Annotated in this window: 17 protein-coding genes; 6 read left to right on the plus strand and 11 right to left on the minus strand. The window is 53.5% G+C overall.

The window, feature by feature from the left end:
* Window positions 1-12: 12 nt before the first annotated feature.
* Complete coding sequence (locus B5F35_RS09880) at window positions 13-852, plus strand: helix-turn-helix domain-containing protein (RefSeq protein ID WP_015534243.1); 840 nt, start codon at window positions 13-15, stop codon at window positions 850-852.
* Complete coding sequence (locus B5F35_RS09885; protein WP_087240478.1) at window positions 833-1,495, plus strand: sigma-70 family RNA polymerase sigma factor; 663 nt, start codon at window positions 833-835, stop codon at window positions 1,493-1,495. The genes B5F35_RS09880 and B5F35_RS09885 overlap by 20 nt, the downstream gene beginning before the upstream one ends.
* 429 nt (window positions 1,496-1,924) lie before the next feature.
* On the opposite strand, the gene B5F35_RS09890 is transcribed toward B5F35_RS09885, so the two are convergent.
* From B5F35_RS09890 to rlmD, 6 genes are all read right to left on the minus strand, one after another.
* Window positions 1,925-2,785 (minus strand): DUF2971 domain-containing protein, encoded by an 861-nt coding sequence (locus B5F35_RS09890; RefSeq protein WP_087240480.1) that lies wholly within the window; start codon window positions 2,783-2,785, stop codon window positions 1,925-1,927.
* Window positions 2,786-2,822: 37 nt separating this feature from the next.
* Window positions 2,823-3,692 carry a DUF4238 domain-containing protein gene (locus tag B5F35_RS09895; RefSeq protein ID WP_162611396.1) on the minus strand — a complete coding sequence of 290 codons (870 nt, stop codon included), beginning with the start codon at window positions 3,690-3,692 and terminating at the stop codon, window positions 2,823-2,825.
* A 52-nt stretch (window positions 3,693-3,744) separates the two neighbouring features.
* The gene (locus tag B5F35_RS09900; RefSeq protein ID WP_087240484.1) at window positions 3,745-7,755 is read right to left on the minus strand and encodes an Eco57I restriction-modification methylase domain-containing protein; all 4,011 of its coding nucleotides are present in this window, start codon (window positions 7,753-7,755) and stop codon (window positions 3,745-3,747) included.
* Window positions 7,755-8,714, minus strand: coding sequence for a restriction endonuclease subunit M (locus B5F35_RS09905; RefSeq protein ID WP_242969469.1), 960 nt, complete (start codon window positions 8,712-8,714; stop codon window positions 7,755-7,757). The genes B5F35_RS09900 and B5F35_RS09905 overlap by 1 nt, the downstream gene beginning before the upstream one ends.
* A 30-nt stretch (window positions 8,715-8,744) precedes the next feature.
* Complete coding sequence (locus B5F35_RS09910; protein ID WP_087240488.1) at window positions 8,745-8,957, minus strand: helix-turn-helix domain-containing protein; 213 nt, start codon at window positions 8,955-8,957, stop codon at window positions 8,745-8,747.
* Between the two features lie 126 nt (window positions 8,958-9,083).
* The gene (gene rlmD / locus B5F35_RS09915) at window positions 9,084-10,751 is read right to left on the minus strand and encodes a 23S rRNA (uracil(1939)-C(5))-methyltransferase RlmD (RefSeq protein WP_242969470.1); all 1,668 of its coding nucleotides are present in this window, start codon (window positions 10,749-10,751) and stop codon (window positions 9,084-9,086) included.
* Between the two features lie 648 nt (window positions 10,752-11,399).
* Here rlmD and B5F35_RS09920 point away from each other — a divergent pair.
* Window positions 11,400-12,770, plus strand: a complete 1,371-nt coding sequence (locus B5F35_RS09920) for a TrpB-like pyridoxal phosphate-dependent enzyme (protein ID WP_087240490.1) — start codon at window positions 11,400-11,402, stop codon at window positions 12,768-12,770.
* 147 nt (window positions 12,771-12,917) lie between these two features.
* Here the strand turns inward: B5F35_RS09920 and B5F35_RS09925 are convergent, their stop codons facing one another.
* From B5F35_RS09925 to B5F35_RS09935, 3 genes are all read right to left on the minus strand, one after another.
* On the minus strand, window positions 12,918-13,799 hold the full coding sequence (locus B5F35_RS09925) for a carbohydrate ABC transporter permease (RefSeq protein WP_087240492.1): 882 nt from the start codon (window positions 13,797-13,799) through the stop codon (window positions 12,918-12,920).
* A gap of 20 nt (window positions 13,800-13,819) precedes the next feature.
* Window positions 13,820-14,746 (minus strand): ABC transporter permease, encoded by a 927-nt coding sequence (locus B5F35_RS09930; protein ID WP_206424037.1) that lies wholly within the window; start codon window positions 14,744-14,746, stop codon window positions 13,820-13,822.
* Between the two features lie 88 nt (window positions 14,747-14,834).
* Complete coding sequence (locus B5F35_RS09935; protein WP_087240494.1) at window positions 14,835-16,544, minus strand: extracellular solute-binding protein; 1,710 nt, start codon at window positions 16,542-16,544, stop codon at window positions 14,835-14,837.
* Between the two features lie 209 nt (window positions 16,545-16,753).
* On the opposite strand from B5F35_RS09935, the gene B5F35_RS09940 reads away from it, so the two are divergent.
* The 3 genes from B5F35_RS09940 to B5F35_RS09950 are packed head-to-tail and all read left to right on the plus strand — an operon-like array spanning window position 16,754 to window position 19,615.
* On the plus strand, window positions 16,754-17,494 hold the full coding sequence (locus B5F35_RS09940; protein ID WP_087240496.1) for a response regulator: 741 nt from the start codon (window positions 16,754-16,756) through the stop codon (window positions 17,492-17,494).
* Window positions 17,482-17,922, plus strand: coding sequence for a helix-turn-helix transcriptional regulator (locus B5F35_RS09945; RefSeq protein ID WP_087240548.1), 441 nt, complete (start codon window positions 17,482-17,484; stop codon window positions 17,920-17,922). Before B5F35_RS09940 ends, B5F35_RS09945 begins: the two co-directional genes overlap by 13 nt.
* Entirely contained in the window at window positions 17,915-19,615 is a 1,701-nt protein-coding gene (locus tag B5F35_RS09950) for a sensor histidine kinase (RefSeq protein ID WP_087240498.1), read from the plus strand. Before B5F35_RS09945 ends, B5F35_RS09950 begins: the two co-directional genes overlap by 8 nt.
* Before the next feature lie 275 nt (window positions 19,616-19,890).
* Here B5F35_RS09950 and B5F35_RS09955 read toward each other — a convergent pair whose 3' ends face one another.
* The gene (locus B5F35_RS09955; RefSeq protein WP_087240500.1) at window positions 19,891-22,260 is read right to left on the minus strand and encodes an AAA family ATPase; all 2,370 of its coding nucleotides are present in this window, start codon (window positions 22,258-22,260) and stop codon (window positions 19,891-19,893) included.
* Window positions 22,257-23,402 (minus strand): exonuclease SbcCD subunit D, encoded by a 1,146-nt coding sequence (locus B5F35_RS09960; RefSeq protein WP_162611397.1) that lies wholly within the window; start codon window positions 23,400-23,402, stop codon window positions 22,257-22,259. Before B5F35_RS09960 ends, B5F35_RS09955 begins: the two co-directional genes overlap by 4 nt.
* Window positions 23,403-23,458 lie beyond the last annotated feature (56 nt).

Raw genomic sequence — 23,458 nt, forward strand, 5'->3', positions numbered from 1 at the left:
GAGGTGCGTCACATGGAGGGAGCCTATCTGCCCGGCAATATCCGGCAGCGGATGCAGGAGCTTATGAAGGAACATAAAATTACCCAGGCACAGCTGGCGACCCGCATCGGCAGCACCGAGAGCGCCATCAGCCGGTTTGTCAGCGGTAAGACTGATAAGATCAGCACAGAACATTTGCTCCGCATTGCGAAAGTGTTTGAAGTCTCCACAGATTTCCTGCTGGGGGAAGTCAACACGCCCGACCGGACAAATTTTGATATTGAAGAACTGGGCCTGTCGGTGCAGGCGGCGCGGAATCTGTACACCGGAAAAGCCAATGCAGAGATCGTCAACCGCCTTTTGGAAAGCCCTCGCTTTGCAGAAGTCACCTATATGATTGAACAATATTTTGACGATACGCTGGCCGCCGGTTTCGCCGGACAGAACCAGATGCTTACTACTCTCAGCGCCATGCTGCGCCGAAACAATAAAACAGACGCTGCGGTGCAGGCGGCCAGAACTGTCAACCGGCAGAAAGTTCCCGTATATCAGGCAGACCTGACGATGATACAGAACACATTTATGGCGGCGCTGCGGGAAGTGAAGAAAGAGATCGGCAACGATTTCACAGCAGCGCAGTCCTTGACCAAGGGCATCACTCAGCAGATGTTTACCGAACTCACCAAAGGGGCGGATGTTCATACTCCGACCATCACGCCCGAAATGATTTCCGCCGCCGTCACCCAGAGCGCAGCGGGGATGGACGGTGTGCAAAAGGAAGCATTAGACAAGTTCGGTCAGGCGCTGACGGAATTTCTCCAATCCACCTTAGACCACGCGCAGGAGAAGCAAAATGCCGACCCGGAGCAATGAGCAGCTGTGCAGACTGGCACAGAAAGGGGATACGGCTGCCCGTGACATTCTGCTGGAAAAGAATCTGGGATTCATCCGAAAAATTGCGCTGGAGCAATACCGAAACATGGGGCTGGATGAAAATGATATTGGAATTGATTTGGATGATTTGATGCAGGAGGGAAGTATCGGCCTGCTGAACACGATCCCTTTGTTTGATGCCGGACGGGGCATGAAATTTCTGACCTATGCAGCACCGGCGCTCCGCAACGCCATGACGGACTGCATCCGCGCCGCCCTCGGTTTATTTGAGCAACGGATGGTGGATAAGAAAGACGGCCCCGGCTTCCAGAGAGTATATCTGGATGACGTTCTCTCAGAGGATGAACGGATGCTGCGGATCGAAGCCATAGCCGACCCTCACACCCAAACGCCGGAGCAAATCTATATCCAAAAAGAGCAGCTGATAGAATTGTATGCGGCGCTGGACAAGCTGACGGCCAGAGAGCAGACCTATCTGCTGTACCGCTATGGCTTTACCGATGGAATCGAGCACCCGCTGATCGGCGCGGCGCTCCATTTCCATCTCAGCGAGAGCTGGACAAAGAAGGTGGAGGGCGAGGCGATGGACAGCCTGCGCGGAAAGCTGCCGTGGTGGTTCTGATACGATGGGAAGCAGCGGCTGACGGGGGCTTTGATATACCTTTGTTCCGCAAATGACACGGCTGGCAGACAGTGCTTGCCCGCACCGTCTGCCAGCCTTTTTCTGGCGCTTATGCTGCCCCGCAAGGGGCAACCTTTCCCGCCAGAACGCCGCAACTGTAGCCACACTTTCCGGGGCGTGCTACAATTCCGGCTACCATCTGCTCCACAAAGGTATAACACACTAGACTTTCCGAGGGAAAGTCGTGTGCCACGAAACCGCCGGTTTCTTTGGATTCTTCCAGTCAAAGGGGAACACTATCCCCTCTGAACACCCCAGACAAAGGAGAACGCTGTTCCCCTTTGGAATCCCCATCGAACGGAAACATTCAACTGCGCCAATTACCCAAAAGCATTTACAGGAAAGTTGTTGAGTCCCGAACTAATGAAATTATTTTAATTTATAGATTTGAGATTGTCCATCAAAGCGAATGCCTTTTTGAAGGCAAATATCTTGGACAATATTCACATACCACTCTGGAGCAGAAGGGTGTACCATCACTCCTTCCAAAAAGGCGGATATGTTACCAGCATCTTCTATCCATACATTTGCACTATTGCTGTGTTCGTAATCAATCCTTTGCGATAGGATCCTTTCGGTTAAATAGTCGATGATTTCTCCATCATTTTTGCCCGTGACCTGTTCAGCAATGTTCCATTTTACACCGAGGCTTGACAGATTTTCTCTAATATACAGCCTATTATCGGCTATTAGCAGACGAACTTCTCTTTCATGCTTAAATGCAGGCCGCTTATGAAAATAGGTTTCATGGGTCAATTTGCTGTCTCCCATTTGTGCAATTTGCTGCTCAATATTGGATTTTTTGTTTAAGTCGTAACTTACTTTTTTGAGATAAACAGCAAAATCTTCATTTTCTTGGAAAATGCTTTTGGCGTGGGCAAGCAGTTTATCTTCACGTGTCCTGATTCTAAGTGCTTTGTTCCCGTATGAATAACACCTCCACATAGCGTCTGTTTCCGGATGCTCTGACCAACACTGCGCATAAGTAAACCATTTACTATGCCACATTCGGAAATAATTGTCAGGAATTGCATAATAGTTTCTTGGGCACAGATTATTGAACATTTCACTTACAATGTGGCGAACGTCTTCTGGTGAATCCAAAGAGGAAAATAAGTAGCCTTCATACCCATCATCCCAAATCGATGGCCGTACAAACCTGTCCTTGTTGTTTATGACAAGGTTTATAAAATCTTCAAAACTGATAAATCTATACAAATGTTTTCGCATTTAACACCTCCACTGTGGCCGTAACCCCGGGTTCCCATTACAGCTTTATCTTTTCTAAAGTTGTCTGAGTCAATGCAAAGACTTGATTGTGGCACTGGGCACGCTGCTTGCGATTCATGGACGCAATAAAGCTTTCTTCTTTGGTGGCATCAAGACGACACAGGCACCCATCTTTATCCGAAAAGAACTGGAAAAAAGCATTTGGATGTATAGCGCAAAGTAATAATTTGGGCGAAAGGGGATAATAGATGAGCGTCGTTTTGCGAGCCAAACCATTGGCAAATGGCTGCGCATTGGCTGTGTTACTGTTTATAAACATCACGGGGTTGTCGCTTGTCACAAACTCCATATCGCCGCAGATATGATAAAAGACAAAATCATGCCACATAAGAATATTGGTATAGCGAGTAAGCCGTTCAATGTCCCAAGTTAATCCCATAGAGATTTGCTTAAAAAACTGCGGATCAGTACCAAAAGTATCTAAGCGTTTCTGCTGTTCATCAGTTAAGGGGCCAAATTTTTTCTTAGCCTTTTCGATTGTAGAAGGCAGCAGTTCATCAAAAAGCTTCTTTTCATATGCGCGGCTTTGCTTGCCACGAAGCAGTTGCATCACCATTATAAGGGCCAACTGGGATTTTTCGTCTTTGTTTATGATGCAATGACCAGTTTGCACCAGAACATGAACCCTTGAAATTATTTTGGGTAATAACACGCTCATCATAGGTTCGACGCTCTCTGCATAGGCCTTTTCCCAACAATAGGGATCTTCTAATCCATCTACTGTATAGAAATTTTTCTCTACTGCAACCGCCTCAAGCCCCGTGGAGAATACACGATTTCTGGTTTTATCAAGAACAGCAATAGAGCCATCCTTCGCACAGAAATTTTTCAAATATACTTTTGGCACATGATGCTGCCGGGTTGGATTGTTGTGTTTGCTGATTTGATTCCACCTCCATTTACATTGGCTTGATCATGGACTCGATAAAGGCGATTTCTTCGTCTGTCAAGCTATACTTTTTATACAGTTCAGCATCCGTCCAGGGCTTTGTAAAATCCTGCATGGGGACAAAGCGGTATGTTTTGCTCGGAGCGTGCTGAGAAATCTTTATGGACAAAACAAGAGATCGGAAAAACTTGGTTTTCAGGTAAATAATGAAGTTTTTTGCTTCTTCTTCACTGTCAAAAGATGCATACAAATATGATTGCGAGCAAATGGAATTAGCCCCACCGAACTCTGGAACACCCAGGATTTGGTGAGGAAAAGTTTCTCCGGCTCCGTATGCTTCTGGAATAAATACTTTTATCGCGTCAATGTCTCCGCTATTTTTAGAGATTTTTGTTCTATTAATATAGCCGACTTTTCTTTCGGAACTTTCAATATAGAATAGTCGCGTATTATGTTCATTGTTTTCCGTATCATACAAGTCGATGGGATTTTTCTTGCTGCCTTTTGGATTGGTTGGGATCCCAAACGGCGTATCTCCCGAAATGATCTCGCTAACGGTTCTGGGATTGTCGGCCATCACCTTTTTCACAATATTGGCAAGCAACGGTTCACGAATCAAAACATCAAAGTCATTTAGATTCCGCATAATCGTTGTAGGGGTTCCATTTTTAACAAGCGTATATTCACATTCTCCAGAATATCCGTCTTGAGACAAGTAGTAGCAAAGCCCGCCTTTGATTTCCACAGAAGGGAATATGTCATGCGAATCAGAAAAAACAAACATCTTCTTGATTCCACCATCGGCAAGCATATCGTGCCGAAATTCGGCCAAAAGGTTCTCTCGTCCGCCAGAAAACCATCTTGAAGGAATAATCAAAGAAGTGTAGTCAGCTTGTAGCTTCTGTGCGGATGAAACAAAATATTGATAAATGGGTGCGTCATTGGTACCGCCAGAACCACCGGAAAGCTGATACGGCGGATTGCCTACTACGGCATCAAATTTCATGGCTTTCACCCCTTCCTGTTTCCAATAGCTGGGCTTCAGCACCCGGTCAACAAATTGCCGGGGCTTGTTCTTCATCATGTTGATCAGGTCGTCAAAATAATGGGCGTTCACCGGAACATCCCGGTATCCGGCAAGTGTGCGCTGGGTGATCTGCTTGGCCATCGGCGTTTTGCAAATCACAAACACATTCTCCCGCACGGCTGCATCCCAGAGCTGCTGCAATTTGGCATCATCCAGTTCTTCTTCGGGGCAAGCGGCGCACCGGCTGCGGAAAATGCTGTAGGTCAAATACAAAGGATACAGACCGGTTTTAGAGTTGATCTCCAGCACGCGGGCACCGGCATTTGCAAAGGTGTCTGCGGTCACTTTGCCACGATCCACAAAACGGGGCTCCTCTGCCATCTGCTCATGAGTTTCATCATAGAAGTCATAGCCGCCCAGGCAATCGCTCATGTGCATATTCACAACCCGCCATGGGGTCAGAACGGTTTCCTTGTCCGGGTTTTTGAAGCAGGCAAACAACTGCGCGATTTTCTTGACCCGCTCCGTGGGGGAAAGCGCATCGGCGCTGAGAACCGTGGTGCGAATCCGACGACCGGCAGCCACAAAGATTTCCGGGTCATAGTATTTGATAAAGCTCTTGAACATCTCTTTGGTGACGCCGGAGGGCATGAATTCCTCCCAGGAGGAATCATCCACGATGTTCACCAACTTTTCCATGGTGATATCTTCATCAATGGGAATATCAGCGCCGTAAATCAGCAGCGGCATACGGATGGAAATGCCCCGCAGGATGGAAATTGCATTGTTTTTGAGTTTCTGCTTTTCCTTCATCTCCTGCAAACGCTTTTCTTCATCCGGTGTGCGCTCCTGCTTGGGCTTTTTCTCGATCCGGCCCAGCTCTTCGTATTCTTCATCGGTAAAACCCTGGGCGTTGATGTCGATCTCCTTAGCTTTGGGGGCTGCTTTGGATGTCCCGACAATCTTCTTTAGGTTATTGAACTTCTCAATATCAAGTTCTTCCAGACGTAGCAACTCGTCGTTATATAGATTGGTGTCATCAAAACCGTTCTGCACAGCCCGTTCCGCATACGCACGCTTCAACTGCTGGAGCAAGCGGTTGGTGTCGTAGGCTTTCATCACCGTACCATCTACCGCAATGACCGGGCAATAGTTCAAAAACTCGCCCATGATTCGACGGTCGGATTCATTCGCCTTGCCCGCTTTGGTGGACAGAGCCGCAGATTCCGCTACCATTTTCAAGGTGCGGTCGGGGGCAAAGTCGAACACATAGCAACAGCGTTTGATCTTGCCGTCCTTGTTGCAGGGCGACTGTACCCGGAAGATGGTTTGCAGATAGTTGGCGGCAGAAGTGGAGAACGATCCGGCCAGCATAAACACAGCCGTCCACTCCGGCACGGTGACGCCGGTGGTCAGCTTACCGCAGGAAAGGGTGATGGTGTAACCATCGTTTCCGGCGCTGTTGATAGCCTGCCGCACCTTCTGGAGCGCATCTTCAGAGCGTTCTTCCTCGTCGCCGTCACCGGCCACATTGACAACATCAAATACACCACAGCCAAAGACCGGGTGTTTCTTCATCAGCTTGCTCAGAGCCTTGGCCTCTTTGACGCCGGGAACCATCCAGAGGGCATGGCGGAACAGGTTGCGGTATTCTTCATTGGCATAAGGATAGTGGCTGTCCGGGTCATCTTTTGTGATCAAGTTCAAAAAGCTCCAGACATCACTTTCGTGGACAAAATCGCCAACCTGTGCAGTAGCTGGCATAGCCTTATGATCGTGTTTGATATCCCCAGTCCAAACACGGAAAAATTCCCGGAAATTGAACGCCTTGTCCTCCAACTCTACATAGCTTTTATCGGTGAGGATTTTGCCCAGGTCGTAGGTATAGATTTTCAGCTCCGGCAGCTCGTCGTAGGGGTTGGAATCGCCAAAGTGCAGCTTGTCCCATTCCGCTTTGCGCTGCTGCTCCATCACATAATCCCAGGTATAAATGTTGTCGTCAAATTCTTTGAGGATATTGAACGGCGTGCCGGACAGGGCAAGGAACTTGGTATCGTAGCTGTTTCCTTCCTTGACCAGATTTTTAATGACATCATCGCCCAGGGCGGTGGTGGTTCCTTCGTGGGCCTCATCCACGATGACCAGATCCCAGTCAAGGGAAAACACAGCATCGTTTTTATCGAATTTGCCGCCAACGGTGGAGGAACCGCGCAGATCCTGAATAGACGCAAAATAGACGAACTTTTTGCCGCTGTTCAGCAGATCTTCAATGGCAGCCCCGTGGCCCTTGGAGCCATAGGTGTAGTCATCGGTATCATAGAAGATCTTCTGAAAATCTTCATACCAACCATCGTCCACCACAGGGCGATGGGTAACAATAATGGTCTTGGCAAAGCCAGACTTCTTAACTACCTGAAGGGCAGAAAGGGTTTTGCCGAAACGCATCTTTGCGTTCCAGAGCATCCGGCTGCCGGTCTTGAACTGTTTCAGCGTTTTCTCAATGGCTTCTTCCTGTTCCGGGCGGAACACAATGGGGGTAAAACCTGTGCCTGCTCCCGCGCCGGACAGGTTAGGCTGGCACTTCTTCACCGCTTCGATCGCTTTCAGAACGGTGGCCAGATCCACCTCGAACCATTCTCTGCTGGTGGAGTTCTTCAGCTTTTTCTTGGGAATGCCGGAGTTCTCCAACACCCGGTGTACATCATGGTCCCGGAAAGCTTTCAACACCTGCTGTCCATCCTTGCCTCTAACAAGGCGGACCGCCAACTCGGTATGTAGCAGCTGGGCAGAAATACCCGCTGTGTTCGTATACTGCTTGATTCGGCTCAGCGCCGCCTGATTCAGCGCCTTACAGTTGGGAAACAGGGCATCAATGGAAGCGTCTGACTGAATCGTAGTATCACCAATTTTCAAAAGCCCTTTGTGGGCTTCATCATTGATGGCAAAAACATAAATCAATTTGTACTCGAAAGAAGTTCCAAATACGGTTTCCATTATCGTTCCCCCTTCACCAAAGAGTAGTATTCCACGATCACTTTGGATCGCCAATCCTTGATTTTGCACCGAGACTTTGCAGGCTTTTGAGCAGTCAGGAACTCAGATTCAATAAAATCAAATATTGATAGCTGATTCATTTCTTCTTGAATATCGCAAAGCGGCGGCCCGTATGTGAGGCCATCCATCTGCCACAAATTCCAGGAAATGATGGTGGCCACCCTTTTTAGCTCATTGAGCGTCGGAGTACGCTTTAGCGCATGCCGCATGTAGTCAATAAAAGTATACAGCAAATTTTCCCGTGCAAGCAATAAGTTATCGCCCTGAAACTCAAAGCCGTAAATACTTTCGTAAGCTCGATACGCCCATTTCAACCATTCGCTTTCGTCGGAGGCATTTTCGGTCACAACCCGCAGCTTGCGATCCAGAAAACCGATCCGGGAGAGAAGTTCAATGGGGTCACCGGTTACTGTATCATAGCGACTTACCAGATAAGGAGCCTCGCCGCAGGAAATCTCAATTCTCCGTGCATCCACATAATGCTTCCAGGTATGCTGCTTATCCTCAGGAAATACGATTCGTTCCGTTGCCGTCCAAGTGTTGTCTTGCGGGATATTAAACACATTAGGCCGACCAAACCAATGCTCGTCCACCAAGTTATTTTGGGCATTGCAGATCCAGGAAGGGGTAAACACTTCTGCCTTGTCTCTGGTGCGACTGTTTTTTTGCTCATGCGCCTTTGCTACACGAGGCTGAATCAGCTTAGAATGAACGCCAGTGATCAGGCTTGCGTAGATTTGCTCTGTCGCTGCATATAGCTCCCCATGCGAGATATAGTCACTGGTTGCCCAGATAATATTCTCTTTTGTTGTTCTATCCTTCAGGAGGATATTAAGCAATTCTTGGCTGTATTGGACAATATCTTCCTCAATCACATCCAGTTTTTCTTCAAACTGCACGATAAACCTCCCCTCTGCCATAATGATAGTTCATTTCTGAGACTCCGAGATAAATTCGAGAATGTCATCCACACCACAGTCCAAAGCAATGCAGATTTTCTCAATAGTTTGCATTGCAATGTATTCATCCCGCTTTAAACGAGTAATAATGTTCAGGCTAATTCCTGCCTGCTTCGCCAATTGATTGTTGCTCATTTTTCGGTCGATCAGCATCTTAAACAACTTATTGTATTGTACAGCCATAGATGCCCTCCACGGTTTTTAACAACGTATAAATTATAGATAAGCATATCACGAATCCGTGATGATTTCAACGAAGGTTTGACCTCGAAATGGCCAGGACTTATATAATCCTGACCATTTCAAATACTACATTATCATCTGGAAATATTTCAGTGCATCCATAATCGCTGCTTCCTTTTCTGGCGGGCATTTTGGCACTTTGGCGTTTTCTTTCTTCGACAAATTATAGTTCTGCCCTACATCCAGACCGCATTTCCGCTTGATCTGGGAGATATACAGAGACGATACCTTCAATTCAAACTTCTCCAGCACATAAGCCTTAATCTGTTCATAGGTCGCACCTTTCTGGAATCCAGACATATCCATATCCTCCAACGAGAACTCCACACGAACCTTTTTCGAGTCGATTTCTCCCTTGGAAAGCAAGACAACCGTCTCCACATGCGCAGTCCTTGGGAACAAATCAGCCGGGCGGGCCTCCTGCGGCTGATATCCCCGGGAGGCAAAAAAGCGCAGATCGCGGGCAAGCGTGGCGGGATCACAGGAAACGTATACCACACGGCGCGGCGACATGGAGGATACAACGTCCACCAGCTCCTCTCCGCAGCCCTTACGGGGCGGATCGAGAATCACCACGTCCGGCGTTTCCCCGCGGGCGCGGAGCATCGCAGCGGCTTTGGGCGCGTCGCCGCAGAAAAATTCCGCGTTTGTGACGCCGTTGCATGCAGCATTTGCGCGTGCGTTCTCCACCGCGTCCTCCACAATCTCCACACCGATCAGCCGCTTGGCCCACGCAGCCATCGAAAGCCCGATCGTCCCGGCCCCGCAGTAAAGATCCAGCACCATCTCCTTCCCCGTCAGGGCTGCATACTGCGCGGCCGTCTCATACAAACGTTCCGCCTGATCGCGATTGACCTGATAAAACGAATGCGGCGAGAGGGTAAATCGCAGGCCGCAAAGCGTATCCTCCAGCAGCTCACTTCCCCACAGAACACGGTTTTCCTTTCCCAGAACAACGTTGGTTCGCTCTGTGTTCTGGTTCAGCAGCACGCCGGAAAGTCCCGGCACCGATTCGCGCAGAAGCTCACACAGCCGTTCCTCCCCGCGCAGGAACGCGGCATTCGCCACGATGCAGACCATCACCTGACCGGATGCAAAACCCTTGCGCAGGTAGAGGTGACGCAGCGTTCCTTTTCCTGTCTCCTCGTTGTAGGCTGTCTCGCCCGTTTCCGCCTGCCAGCGGCTCACCGCCTCCATGGCCCGGATGAATTCCACCGGATGCAGCAGGCAGTCTTTGCATGGAATAATCCGGTGGCTGTGCGTGCTGTAAAAGCCAAACAGGATGCCGCCCTCCCCGTTGGAGCCGATTGGGAACTGCGCCTTGTTGCGGTAGCGGTTCGGCTGCTGTGCGCCCAGAATCGGAAGCACCGGCAAATCGGAAAAGCCGCCGATACGGGACAAAGCGTCGCGCACACGCTGCTCCTTGGCGCGCAGCTCCGCCTCATAGGAAATATGACGGAATACGCAGCCGCCGCACCGGCGTGAAACCGGGCAATCTTCCTCTACACGGTCGGGAGAAGGCGAAAGGATCTCCTCAATCCGCCCAAAAGCATACGTTTTAAGGCTTTTTACCGCGCGCACGCGCAGCGTATCCCCCTGCGCCGCTCCCGCTACGAACACCGGAATCCCTTCCGGTGTTCGTACCACGCCTGTCCCTTCGGTTGTATATCCTGTTACCTGCGCTTCAAAGATCGTATTTTTCTCCAGCGCCATTTCTCTTTTCTTTTTTGCCATCGTTTTCTCTTCTCCATCCGTTTAATCGCCTGCGGCGGGCAACTCGCGCAAGCATCGGGCTTGCCCGATGCCCGGCTGTGTGCAATGCGTATATTTTGCGTCCCGCGCTGCTGCCGCAGAGTAAGGCGGGAGCTAGTCAAGCCTTCAGCGAGCCTATTATGATAATAATTATTATACCATGCTGTTCCCTTTTCCGGCAATATTTGTAATACTTTACTAAAGCAGCGCATCGCTGAAAAAGCACATAAAAATATTTTTTGCTATATTTCCGAAAATCCTCTTGACAAGGCGGGAAATATCGGTATAATGAAATAAAATTTAGAAACCGTTGAGCAAGGAGAGTACCTGGACGGAATGTTCTTTGCAGAGAGCCGCTGCTGCTGGGAATGCGGCAAGGACAGGTCGGGGGAATGGTCTTGTGAGGGCAGGGTGAACGGGGGTTGTCCCTGAGTAGCCGCTGACGGGAACTTCACCCGTTACCAAGGAAGCGTGCGTGATGGCGTGCGGAGCAAGTGGCGGCATAGCCGCAATCTGGGTGGTACCGCAGGAGTCTACCGGCTCTTGTCCCTTTGAACAAGGGGCAAGGGCCGTTTTTTATTCCCCGGCCCGGATCTCCATCAAATTGATTTTGAAAAGGAGCCGATTGTTATGACAAAGATTCCCCATCGACTGATTCTCACCGAGGACCAGATGCCGAAGCAATGGTACAACCTGCGCGCCGACATGAAGGAGCAGCCGGATCCCCTTCTCAACCCCGCCACACTCCAGCCCATCAAGACGGAAGAGCTTTATCCAATCTTCTGCAAAGAGCTGGCCCGGCAGGAGACGGACTGCGAGACGCGCTATTTTGATATTCCCGAGCCGGTGCTTGATATTTATAAAACCTACCGCCCCTCCCCTCTGTGCCGCGCGTATCATCTGGAAAAGTATCTCGATACTCCGGCGCACATCTATTACAAATTTGAGGGCAGCAACACCTCCGGCAGCCACAAGCTCAATTCCGCCGTCGCGCAGGCCTACTACGCCAAGGAACAAGGTCTCAAGAGCCTGACAACCGAGACGGGCGCGGGACAGTGGGGCACGGCTCTGGCTGAAGCCTGCTCCTATTTCGGCCTGCACCTCGATGTTTTCATGGTGAAAGGCTCGTACAATCAAAAGCCGTACCGCAAGGCCGTGATGCAGACCTTCGGCGCGAATGTGGTAGCCAGCCCCAGCGACACCACGCGCGTGGGCCGCGCGATTCTCGCGAACGATCCGGAGACAACGGGCAGCCTTGGCTGCGCGATCTCTGAAGCCATTGAAAAGGCAACCACCACGCCGGACTGCCGTTATGTGCTCGGCAGTGTGCTCAACCAGGTTCTGCTGCATCAGTCCATCATCGGCCTGGAATGCAAAAAGGCGATGGAGATCATCGGGGAATACCCGGATATCGTCATTGGCTGCGCGGGCGGCGGCTCGAATCTTGGCGGTTTGATCGCTCCCTTCATGCAGGATAAGCTGCTCGGCCACGCGAATCCGCATTTCATCGCTGTGGAGCCTGCCTCCTGCCCCTCCCTCACCCGGGGACGCTATGCCTACGATTTTTGCGACACCGGCAAGGTCACGCCACTGGCCCGGATGTACACGCTCGGCAGCGGTTTCATTCCCTCCGCGAACCATGCGGGCGGCCTGCGCTATCACGGCATGAGCCCAATCCTCTCCAAACTCTACCACGACGGCTATCTGGACGAGGCCCGTTCCGTGGAGCAAACCAAGGTGTTTGAGGCCGCAACACTCTTTGCCCGCCTCGAAACCATCCTGCCCGCGCCGGAAAGCTCCCACGCCATCCGCGGAGCCATCGACGAGGCCATCCGCTGCCGCGAAAGCGGAGAGAAAAAGGTTATTCTCTTCGGCCTGACCGGTACCGGCTATTTTGATATGACAGCCTACACCTCCTATCTGGAGCACACCATGTCGGATTACATTCCCACCGACGCAGACTTGCAGCCCGGTTTCGACTCTCTGCCGAATATCGGCTGACGTATATCTAATATAATAAGATGACAAAAGGACGGACCACCGGCGAAAGCTGGTGGTCCGTCCTTTCCACAGGAATGCAAAAAACGGGAAGCATCTTTCCGAAACGAATTTCGGAATGGTCATGTAAGCAGAGAAAATCGTTCCTTCTTATTCCTTGACAGCGCCAATCACGATGCCGGAAACAAAGTACTTTTGCAGGAACGGATAAATCAGAAGCAGCGGGATTGTGGAAACCACAATCTTGGTAGCGTTGAAAGCGCGGTTGCTCATGGTCGCAAGCTGCTTGAGCTGCTCCGCGTCGGTCACCTGGGTGATATCCACCGTCAGCTGCTGGATGTAAGTCGGCAGCGGATACAGGGTAGCCTTGTTCATGTAAAGCAGACCGGAGAAATAATCGTTCCAATGATACACAATGGAAAACAGGGCCACAGTGGCCAGAGCCGGCAGGGAAACCGGCAGATAAATCTTGATGAGAACCGTCAGCGGAGAAGCGCCGTCAATGCTGGCTGCTTCGTCCAGCGATACGGGAACGCCCTTGAAGAAATTCACCATCAGGATTACGTTAAAGACCGGCACGGCGCTCGGCAGAACAAGAGCCCAGATGGTATTGATCATTTTGAGCTGGCTGACCACCATGAACAGCGGAATGATACCGCCGGAGAAAAGCATCGCGAAAATAACAATCTTGATGTAAACCTCACGGGCGGGAAAACGCAGGCGGCTCTTGGAAAGCGGGTACGCCATGGTGATGACAAAGAACATATTGATGATCAAACCAAGCACAACGCGCTGCACGGAAATCCAGAAGGAAGCCCAGAACTGTGTGTCGTTGAGAAGCTTCTGATACGTGCTCAATGTCGGCTCCACCGGCAGCAGGCCTACTTGGTTGGAAGCTACGGCGTTGCTGCTGCTCAGGGAGATGGCGACCATGTTGACCAGCGGGAGAAGGCAGCTCAGTGTCATGAGAATCACGACCAGCCAGATCAGCGCCTGGCAGATTTTTGTGCCAACGGTAACCTTTTTAACCATAATTCACTTCGCCGCCCTTCTTAAAAGATTCCGCTGCCCGTCAGTCTCTTGGCCAAGCGGTTGGATCCCAGGATAAGAACAAAGCTGATGATGGATTTGAACAGGCCAACGGCCGCGCCGATGCTGTACTGGCGTTCGACCATACCGATACGGTACACATAAGTATCAATGATATCGCCCGTCTCATAGACAATGGGGTTATACAGATTGAACACCTGATCAAAACCTGCGTTGAGGATGTTGCCAAGGCTCAGGGCCACCATGAGAACGACGGTGGGCATCAGGGACGGCAGCGTGATGTGAAGGATCTGCTTGAAACGGCTGGCACCGTCGATGGAGGCCGCCTCATACAGGCCGGGATCGATCGAAAGCAGGGCAGCCAGGTAGATAACGGAGTTATAGCCGAATTCCTTCCACACATCGGTGCCGATGATCACGGTGCGGAACCAGCTGTTGTCCGCCAGGAACTGGATCCCATCCACACCGAACAGGCCAAGGAAAGCATTGATCGGGCCATCCAGCGAGAACATATTGGTCACAACTGTGGCGAGAACCACCCAAGAAAGAAAATGAGGCAGATACACAATGGTCTGGAAGGTGCGCTTGAAAATCTTGCCGCCAAGCTCATTGAGCAGGATGGAGAAGATAACAGGCACAATCGCGTTGAGAACCAGCTTGCCGAAAGCGATGATCAGCGTGTTCCAGAACACCTGCACGCTGTCGCGGAACGTAAAGATGATGCGGAAATTTTCAAGCCCCACCCACGGAGAACGGAAAAATCCCAAGCCCACCTTGTAGTCCTGGAACGCCATAACGGAGCCCAGCAGCGGGACGAACACAAAGATCAGGAGCACAATCATTCCGGGCAGGAGCATCAAATGAAAGGTGAGACGCTCTTTTTTCTGACTGCGGCGCACGCTCGCCGTCTTTAATTTTCCAGTCGACATAATACCCTCCTTCGGGAAAACAGCCTCCAAAACAGGGTTTGCTTCTGCTTTGGAGGCGCGTTTTTTACCGTTTGGTATCGCGTCCGGCTCAGCCGCCGATCGCTTCGTTGACTTCCTCGGTGATCTTGTCACCGCCGCTGCTCGTCCAGGTCTCCACGAAGGAATCAAACGAGGAGATATCCTGTTCACCGGTGATGATCTTCAGAACGGTTTCCATCTCCATCTTCTCGAGAGACGCCCACAGGGTGCTCATCGAATCGGTCGTCTCAAAGAAGGAAGGCACCAGGAAGTTGGCAGGCTCGTCAATCATGCGCTGCATGGAAACGATACGGGACATATACTGCGAATAATCCGCGGCATCGGCTTTGTTTCCGGCTTCTTCCGCCTCAAGATAACGCACGGCGGATTCATAATAGCTCTGCTCCTCGGTGGTGAGAGAATCGGCCTCAGCCTTTCCGTCCATCACATCGAGCACATGCTGGGTCATGATCTCCGCGTTGTTGCCGGGCTGCACTTCACAGTACAGGGGCCAGTTGAAATAAGCCAGCGTCTGGTTCTCCTTGACCTCCTGCGCGGCTTCGGACTTATCCTGCTTAGAATACTCAGAGTTGACATTGACAATCTTCATCGCGAGCTCAGGATGCTCGTAGCCCTTGCGGACCACAACAAATCCCGCGTAGCTCTTGGTGCTGATGGCATTAAGCTTGCCGTCGCTTCCCACCGGGCAGGAAACGTTGATCCACTCGGCATCGTCGGAAGCATAAGTAGAGGTCTGCGCCTGGTTGAAGGGCGCCCACCACGGGCCGATGAACGCGCCGCACTGGCCGGTGGAAATCAGGCCGACAATATCATCGTTGGTGCGGGTGGCAAACTCCTTGTCGATCAGGCCCTCGTTGTACCAGCGGTTGAGAAGCTGGAGAGGTTCCTTCATTTCCTCCTGCACGGAGCCGTACACAGCCTTGCCGTCCTTGTCGATCCAGACGCCGGGATATGCGCCAAACGCGGTAAAGACATTATCAATGCCGAAGGTGTTGTTCGGATAGCCGCCATACACCTCGCTGAGCATCACCATGCCGATGGTGTCATCCTGGCCGTCGCCGTCGGGATCCTCCTCGATGAAGGCCTTCATGATTTTCTCCATATCCTCGATGGTGGAGGGCTCATCCAGTCCAAGCTTGTCGAGCCAGTCCTTGCGCAGCCAAAGGAAATCCTGGCCGTCGCTGAGCTGGGTCTTGGGAATTGCCATGATCTTGCCGTCAAAGGTTACGGTGTTGAGCGGATTGTTTTCCTCGCCGTAGCTCTCATAAGCGGCCTTCACGGTATCGCAGGCAAGATTGTTGTATACATCCGTCAGGTCCTCAATGAGATCGCTTTCCACCAGCTCGACCAGCGTGGCATAGTCCGCAACATGCATAATGTCCGGGATGGTGGAGCTGGCAATCGCCATGGAAACCTTCTGATCATAATCCGAACCGGAAACAGCCTCGAAGGAGTTTTCGTTCTGAACGTTGAGAAGCTCCTTGAGATAACGGGTGTAGGCATTGTTCTCCGTTGTATCGTTCTCATAGGGGGTTCCCGCCAGAACATCGGAGCCCTGGTTGGTCAGGTTGTAGCCCGTGGTATAAGTAACAAGCTCAGGATATTTGCCATAGGGATCGTTGGCGGCGGCTTCCCACGCAGCCTTCTCTTCCTCGCTCATCCCAGCCGTGAAATCCTGCTCCTGCGAGCAGGAGGCCAGTGAGGAAATCATAAGCACCGACAGCAAAAGCGCTGCTGCTCTCCTTGCTTTTCCTTTCATATGGATTGCCTCCTTGTACTGTTTTCACAGGAGCCCACACGGCTTCCTGTCCGTTGTGTTTCGTTCTATATATAGAATATCTGTTTTTTCAAAAATAGAAAACATCAAATTTCCGACAAACATATCAATATTCCGTTTACTTTATCTTCACATTTCCGCTATAATAAAGTCATAATCTGAATTTGACCGGCCGAAAGGAGGGATGGGCGATGTTTCGCCTTCTGATGGTGGACGATGAAAAAAACGAGCGCGACTGTCTGCTGTACCTGATCCAAAACGCTCGGCTTCCCTTTGAGGTTCGGGAAGCCGAGAACGGCGTGGACGCCCTGCGGATTTTGGAGGAATGGACGGCAGATGTGATCCTCTCCGACGTCCAGATGCCCGTCATGGGCGGTCTGGAATTTCTTCGTGAAGCCTGTGCGCTCTACCCCGAAACCCGCGTCATTATTTTCAGCAACTACGCGGAGTTTGAATATGCCAAAGCCGCCATGCATCTGGGCGTGGAAAATTATATTCTCAAACCCGTGGTGCCGCAGGAATTGGAAAATACGCTCAATGCCGTGATCGAACAGATCACAGAAGAACGAAGCGCCAGCCGCATGTATCAGGCTTCCATGCTCCAGTCCGCTTTGCAGCTTTCTGTTTACGGCAGCATGGATCCCGCATCCCTGAGCGACGATCTGCGCACACAGCTGCAAAGCTTCCGCCGCATGGTGCTTCTGAATTTTCCGGGCGCCTTTCTGGAAAAAGGCTATTCCCGCCTGTGCGACGGCCTGCGCGGCACGCTTGGACAGGAGTTCGTACCTCTGAACCTTTCCCCGCAGGCGCTGATTTTTCTGAAAGGGGACGAGCAGGAGGACGCTCATGAGCTCGGTGCGCGGATCTGCCGGTGTGTGCAGGATACCTGCGGCGTTTCCTGCTGTGCGGCGGAAAAACCATGGATGAGCTGATTTCCGCCCTGTATTTGCAGCAGGACATCTCCCAGATCATTGATATGGTGCAGGAACTCGCGCGCAAGGTGGCGGGAACCTTCGTGGAAAGCACACGCGGACTGCGGCGTGAGCTGGTGATCGTGCTTGACTACATCCATCAGCACTACGGGCAGGAGCTTTCCGTGGAACTTTTGGCCTCCACCGTTTTTCTCTCCCCCGATTACCTCAGCCGCATCTTCAAAAAGGCGATGGGAAAGAGCCTGTATCAGTACATCCGGCAGTTCCGCATGGAAAAGGCCAGCGAGCTTTTGCGGAATACCACAAAGAAGGTGATAGACATTGGCACGGAAACGGGATATCCAAACTACTCCTATTTCTGCCAGAGTTTCCGGGAATACTTCGGAACCTCCCCCGACCGCTACCGGCAGGAGGCCGCGCATGCCTGAGCGCCTCCAAAAGCTGATCCGGCGCGTGCAGAATCTCAGCTACAAACGAAAGCTTTTACTGACCTGCCTGACCGTCAGTATTCTTCCTCTCTCCATCACAACCGTGTTCTGCGTTTCTCAGATGACCTCCAGTCTGCTGCGGCAGGAGGATACCGCCCTGCGCGAAACACTCAGCACGGCCTCCGACTCTCTCAGCTTTCAGATTGAGCTGTACGGAAATTTGGTGCAGAACGCCGCGGATTCCGACGCAGTGATTTCCACCGCGTCCCGCACCTACGATACGGTATACGATAAATACGCGCAATTTTCCTATACCTTCGACGTCTTTCTGAACAATCTGACCACACAGCATCCGGAGATTGAACAGATCACGCTCTACACCGGCCGGGAAGAGCTGCGCCATGGCAAGCAGCTCCGAACGCTTTCCGATCTGGAGCAGGAGCCATGGTTCACCGCGGATGCGGAAGATTTGACAGCGGAGCCTCAATGGTTTATCCGGGAGGACGGCGCGATGGTGTTGATCTGCCTTGTCCCGGAACCGTATACCAAATACGTCAAGGCATATTCCCAAAACTGTGTGGCAATGACCATCCCCGGCGATACCTTTTTTTATTTTCTGGACAGCCTATCCGACTGTCATCTGCGGATCTCCAATGGAGATACCGTCTTTTTCGACTATACGGATCCAAAAATAGCAGGGTTTCTGTCCGGCACACCGCTTACCAGCCTCTCTGCGGAAGAGGACGGCTGGAGCATTCTTCTGGAAAAGCCCCTATATCTGATCGTACAGTCCGCCGCCCAGGTTCTTCTTGTCATGGTGGGGATTATGGCCGTGTGCCTGTTTCTGATCCTTTTTCTCAGCCGCCTGTTCGCGGACTTTTCCACAAGGCGGATCGACCAGGTCAACCGCACCATGCAGGTGGTACAGACGGGAGATTTCAGCGTCCGCCTGCACGACGACTGCGAGGATGAAATCGGCGTGCTCACCAACAATTTTCAGACCATGGCGGACAAAATCCAGACACTGATTCAGGACAATTACCAGAAAACCATCACCCTCAAGGAAGCGCAGCTCAAGGCCCTCCAGGCACAGATTAACCCCCATTTTCTCTATAACTGCCTGTCCCTGATCAACAGCCGCGCGCTGCTTTCCCATCAGGATGATATCAGCCAGATGTCCCAGCTCATGTCCACCTTTTACCGCACCACGCTGAATAAGGGGCGTTCGCAGATCGCGCTGCAGGATGAGATCCGCAACGTCATGTCCTACCTTGAGATCCAGCATCTGCTGCATGACGGGAGATTCCAGGTGATTACACAGATCGACCCGATTCTGCCGGATATCACCGTGCCGAACCTTCTGCTTCAGCCGTTGGTGGAAAACTCCATCGTCCATGGACTTCTCCCGCGCCAGGAGGGCGGCGGCTGTCTTTTCCTCACCATCCGCCGTGTGGAGGAAGCCATCCATTTCACCGTGATGGACAACGGCGTGGGAATCCCTCCGGAAAAGCTGCCCACGCTCACCTCCACGGACTCCTCCGGCTACGGCCTGAAGAACGTCAATGAACGCCTGATTCTAACCTATGGGGAAACATCCGCGCTGAAAATCAACAGCATCCAGAACCAGAGCACCATGATTACCTTCTGCCTGCCGGTATCCGCTTCTCCGTCAACACAGGAAGCTGAGGTTTGACCTTTCTCAATAACTTCGAATATTTTTAGCACTTTGTCCTAATTTCTTCCGTTGGATTTTCGCGTTTTATCCAAGAAATAGATTTTGCGAAAAGGAGGCCGACTTTGGTTGACACCCTCGCAAAACCGTATTATACTAATAGCAGACAAGAGGGAAAGACCTCCAAACAAAGCTTATACGTTCTGTGGCAGGCGCTGCCACACCTTTTCAATACAACTCCTCCCCAAAAAACGAAAACCGGCCGCAAGGCCGGTTTTCGTTTTTCTATGCTTTTTTCAGGCAAACACTGAAGCAGTGCTGGAACCGTCCGGGAGACGGGAAACGCGGATCTGCCGAAGGATCCGCGTGCGCAGCTCGCTGACGTGGGAGATCACCCCCACCGTCCGGCCCGCCCCCTGCACCTGGGAAAGAGCCCGCATCGCGGTGTCAAGCGTCTCCTGATCGAGCGTGCCAAAGCCCTCATCAATGAAGATAGAATCCAGACGCACGCTCCCCGACACGGCCTGCACAACGCTGGACAAGCCGAACGCCAGCGAAAGGGAAGCCAGGAACAGCTCTCCTCCCGACAGCGTTTCCACGGCGCGGGCAGACCCGCACTGTGCATCCAGCACTTCCAGATCCAACCCCGCCAGCGCATGGCCCCCTCCTGCTTCCCGCACACGGCGCAGGGCATACCGGCCTGTGCTGAACTGGCTGAAAAACAGATTTGCCGCGGACAGGATATCGTCGAGCATGATGCCGAGAACAAACTGCTGGAGCGGAATCCGGCGTGCGTTTTTCCCGGAAAGCAGCGCACCCAAACGCTCCGTTCGCTCATAGTCACGCGCGGCGGACGCGGCGGTCTCCTCCAGTTCACGGAGAGCCTTGAGAGACTGCTTTCCGCTTTCCAGCCGCTGGGCCAGGGCCGCCGCGCGGCGGACGGCTTCCTCCCTGCGTGCGCGGGCCGCGTCCAGCGCGGCCCGCGCTTCCTGCATATGGGGGCGCTCCTTCCCCGCAATCTCGGCGGCGGCGCGCTTTCTCTGCTCCTCGCAGGACGCCACGGCAGCCTGGTACTGCTGAATCTCCCGTTCCCGCGCTTCCAGCTGATCCGGCGAAAGCAGCAGTTCGGAAAGCGGGATCTCCTTTCCCTCCTGCGGCAGAGCGGCACGGAATTCCTCCTCCGCCTGCCGGCGGCTCTCCGCCGTGCGGGCCAGCGCGGCCTGTGACTCCTCCCACGCAGCCTGCGCGGCAGCGCGGCGCGCTTCACACGCGGCCAGAGCCGCGCGGCACTGTTCCAGAGCGGAGGCAGCTTCCTTCTGCTCCCGCCTGCGCTGCTCCAGGCGCTGCTGAGCGGCTGTCTGCTTCGCGGCGGCGGCGCGCGCCTGTTCCAGCGCGGCCTGCGCCTGTTCCAGCTCCGGAGACGGCGCGGCCGGGGCCGGGTGATGGACAGAACCGCACACCGGGCACGGCTGCCCTTCGCGCAGAACGGAAGCCAGCGCGGAGGCGGCGCTGCGGCGCGTCAGTTCCTGCACACGCTGTGTCAGCGGAGCCAGGCGGGCCGCTTCTCCGCTGAGCCCTTTGATAAACTCTTCTCCCTTGCGGCAGCGTGCTTCGGCTTCCTCCTGTTTCCGGCGCAGATCCTGCTCCTCGCGAGTGCGGCGTTCCGCTTCCTCGCGCAGGGTGGTAATCTCACGGGACAGCCTTTTTCCGTTCTCCGCCTGATCCTTCTCCGCCGCTTGCAGCGAGCGCAGGTGCGGCGCAAACGCCGATGCGCGGCGGCACAGCGTCAAGCGGGCCTGCGCCTGCTCCATGGCGGGACGCTTTTTCTCCAATGTCCCGGCACGCTGCGCCAGCTCTGCCGCAAGCTGGAACTGACGCTCCAGCAGAGAGGCCGCGTTCCAGGCCTCCGTGGCACGTCCCAGTTCCTTCTCCAGCTTTCCGGCTTCTCCCGCCAGCACTTTCCCCTCTTCCTCAAACGAGGCCAGCTTCTCGGAAAGCTGCTCCGGCGTCTCCGCCTCCTCCCGGGCCAGAAGGGAAGCACGCTCCGCCGTCAGGCGATCCGCCTGCGCCTTTTTCGCGGCCGCCAGCTCCCGCAAACGGCGGGACACACGTTCCCAGCGCTTCGCGCCGAACAGCGTCTGAAACATGGCGGCTTTCTCCCTGGAATTGGCCAGCAGCAGGCGCAGGAAATCTCCCTGCGGCAGCACGACCACCTGGGAAAACTGTTCGCATGTCAGGCCCAGAAGCTCCTCCGCCTTTTCCCGCACGCGGCTTTCCGCGCCGCTGACGAGAAGTTCCCAGCCTTCCCCATCCCACCGGTACGCGGCATGCTCCTCCCGCACCTTCCGCTCCCCGGTCCCTCTCCCTTTGTAGTAGGTGCGGGAGCGGCGGAACCGGTACCGCTCGCGGCCGAGGGAGAAGGTGAATTCCACAAACGTTTCCTCCTCATCCGGGGCTTCCATGCAGCGCATGCTGCCCCAGCTGCGCCGCCCGCCGGTCGCACGGCAGTACAGGGCAAAACACATGGCGTCAAGGAGCGTCGTCTTTCCCCCGCCGGTCGATCCGGTGATAAGAAACAAGGGGTTTTCCCCCAGCTCCCGGAAGTCTATCCGGGTCAGGCGGCGGTAGGATCCGAATGCCTGGAGCTGCAATTCTTCTGCTTTCATGCTTCTTCCTCCTCCTCTCCCCGCAGAGCCGTCAGGAACAGCTCCTCATCGTTTGCGTCCGGCTCATACCCGCAGATCTGCGTGAGAAATTCCCGCAGAACGGCGGACGCGTCCGTCCCATTGTGCCGGAGCTGCTCGCGCAGACCGTCCTCGCTCCCCTCCCCGGCTCCCGCCAGCCAGCGGCTGGACAGGCCAAGCAGGTTCGGCCAATAGGGGCGCAGCTGTTCGGCGGGCAGATAAACCGGCCCATTATCCGTCAGCTCACACAGCAGATAATCTTCACATGGCTCCGCCTTCGCGCGTGCCAGCAATTCCTCAAAGCTCCCTGTCAGCACACGCAGATCCCGCAGAGGCGGAAAGGATCGGAAGGAGATACGCGGCTCCTCACCGTCAAACTCCACCACGGTGACGCTCTTTTCCTGGTTCGCCTCGTCAAACGAATATTTCAGCGGGGATCCGGCGTAGCGCCCGTGCTCTCCCGCCCGCTGGGGTGCGTGCAGATGTCCCAGAGCTGTATAGGAAAACGGCGCAAAGCAGGCGGTGGACACTTCCCCCGTCCCGCCGACATACACAGGGCTTTCCGACGCGGAGGTGACGCTTCCCGCGGCAAAGCAATGCGCGGCCAGCAGATTCAGGCGATCCGGCGCGGCCAGGGCGGCGGCGCGCTCCAGCAGGGCGGCGTATGCCTCCTGGAAGGTGCGCAGCTCCTCATTTCCAAGCAGCGCCCGGATCTCCGCCGGCTCACCATAGGGCAAAAGGAACAGGCGCACCGGCCGATCGCCGCACGTCAGCTCCACGGGACACAGCACCTCCTCCGGCCGGGCGGCCAGATAGATACCGCTTTTGCGCAGCAGCGCGCCGCCGATTGCCATGCGATCCGGCCCATCGTGGTTCCCTGCGATCACGGCCAGAGGAATGCCGAGCGCGCTCACCCCGGAAAGGAAGGAATCAAACAGCCGCAGCGCCCCGGACGGGGCGATGGCCCGATCGAACACATCTCCGGCAAGGATCACCAGATCGGGGCGCTCCTCCCGCAGAAACGGAAGGAATTGCTCCCGCACAAAATATTCCTGATCCGACAAAAGGGAACGCCCATACAAATACTTTCCCAAATGCCAGTCCGCCGTATGTACCAGCTTCATAAACCCTCCTGATCCAAAACGCGGGACGGCACACATACCGCGCCCGTCCCGCCGTC

This window comes from Anaeromassilibacillus sp. An200 (assembly GCF_002160025.1).
Lineage (GTDB): Bacteria > Bacillota > Clostridia > Oscillospirales > Acutalibacteraceae > Caccousia > Caccousia stercoris.

Excerpts from the sequence above, each read along its gene's own strand:
- B5F35_RS09920 (WP_087240490.1), top strand. The coding sequence starts at position 11,400 with ATGACAAAGATTCCCCATCGACTGATTCTCACCGAGGACCAGATGCCG.
- B5F35_RS09890 (WP_087240480.1), bottom strand. The coding sequence starts at position 2,785 with ATGCGAAAACATTTGTATAGATTTATCAGTTTTGAAGATTTTATAAAC.
- B5F35_RS09930 (WP_206424037.1), bottom strand. The coding sequence starts at position 14,746 with ATGTCGACTGGAAAATTAAAGACGGCGAGCGTGCGCCGCAGTCAGAAA.
- B5F35_RS09925 (WP_087240492.1), bottom strand. The coding sequence starts at position 13,799 with ATGGTTAAAAAGGTTACCGTTGGCACAAAAATCTGCCAGGCGCTGATC.
- B5F35_RS09880 (WP_015534243.1), top strand. The coding sequence starts at position 13 with ATGGAGGGAGCCTATCTGCCCGGCAATATCCGGCAGCGGATGCAGGAG.
- B5F35_RS09940 (WP_087240496.1), top strand. The coding sequence starts at position 16,754 with ATGTTTCGCCTTCTGATGGTGGACGATGAAAAAAACGAGCGCGACTGT.
- B5F35_RS09900 (WP_087240484.1), bottom strand. The coding sequence starts at position 7,755 with ATGGAAACCGTATTTGGAACTTCTTTCGAGTACAAATTGATTTATGTT.
- B5F35_RS09955 (WP_087240500.1), bottom strand. The coding sequence starts at position 22,260 with ATGAAAGCAGAAGAATTGCAGCTCCAGGCATTCGGATCCTACCGCCGC.
- B5F35_RS09910 (WP_087240488.1), bottom strand. The coding sequence starts at position 8,957 with ATGGCTGTACAATACAATAAGTTGTTTAAGATGCTGATCGACCGAAAA.
- B5F35_RS09960 (WP_162611397.1), bottom strand. The coding sequence starts at position 23,402 with ATGAAGCTGGTACATACGGCGGACTGGCATTTGGGAAAGTATTTGTAT.
- B5F35_RS09950 (WP_087240498.1), top strand. The coding sequence starts at position 17,915 with ATGCCTGAGCGCCTCCAAAAGCTGATCCGGCGCGTGCAGAATCTCAGC.
- rlmD (WP_242969470.1), bottom strand. The coding sequence starts at position 10,751 with ATGGCAAAAAAGAAAAGAGAAATGGCGCTGGAGAAAAATACGATCTTT.
- B5F35_RS09945 (WP_087240548.1), top strand. The coding sequence starts at position 17,482 with ATGGATGAGCTGATTTCCGCCCTGTATTTGCAGCAGGACATCTCCCAG.
- B5F35_RS09935 (WP_087240494.1), bottom strand. The coding sequence starts at position 16,544 with ATGAAAGGAAAAGCAAGGAGAGCAGCAGCGCTTTTGCTGTCGGTGCTT.
- B5F35_RS09885 (WP_087240478.1), top strand. The coding sequence starts at position 833 with ATGCCGACCCGGAGCAATGAGCAGCTGTGCAGACTGGCACAGAAAGGG.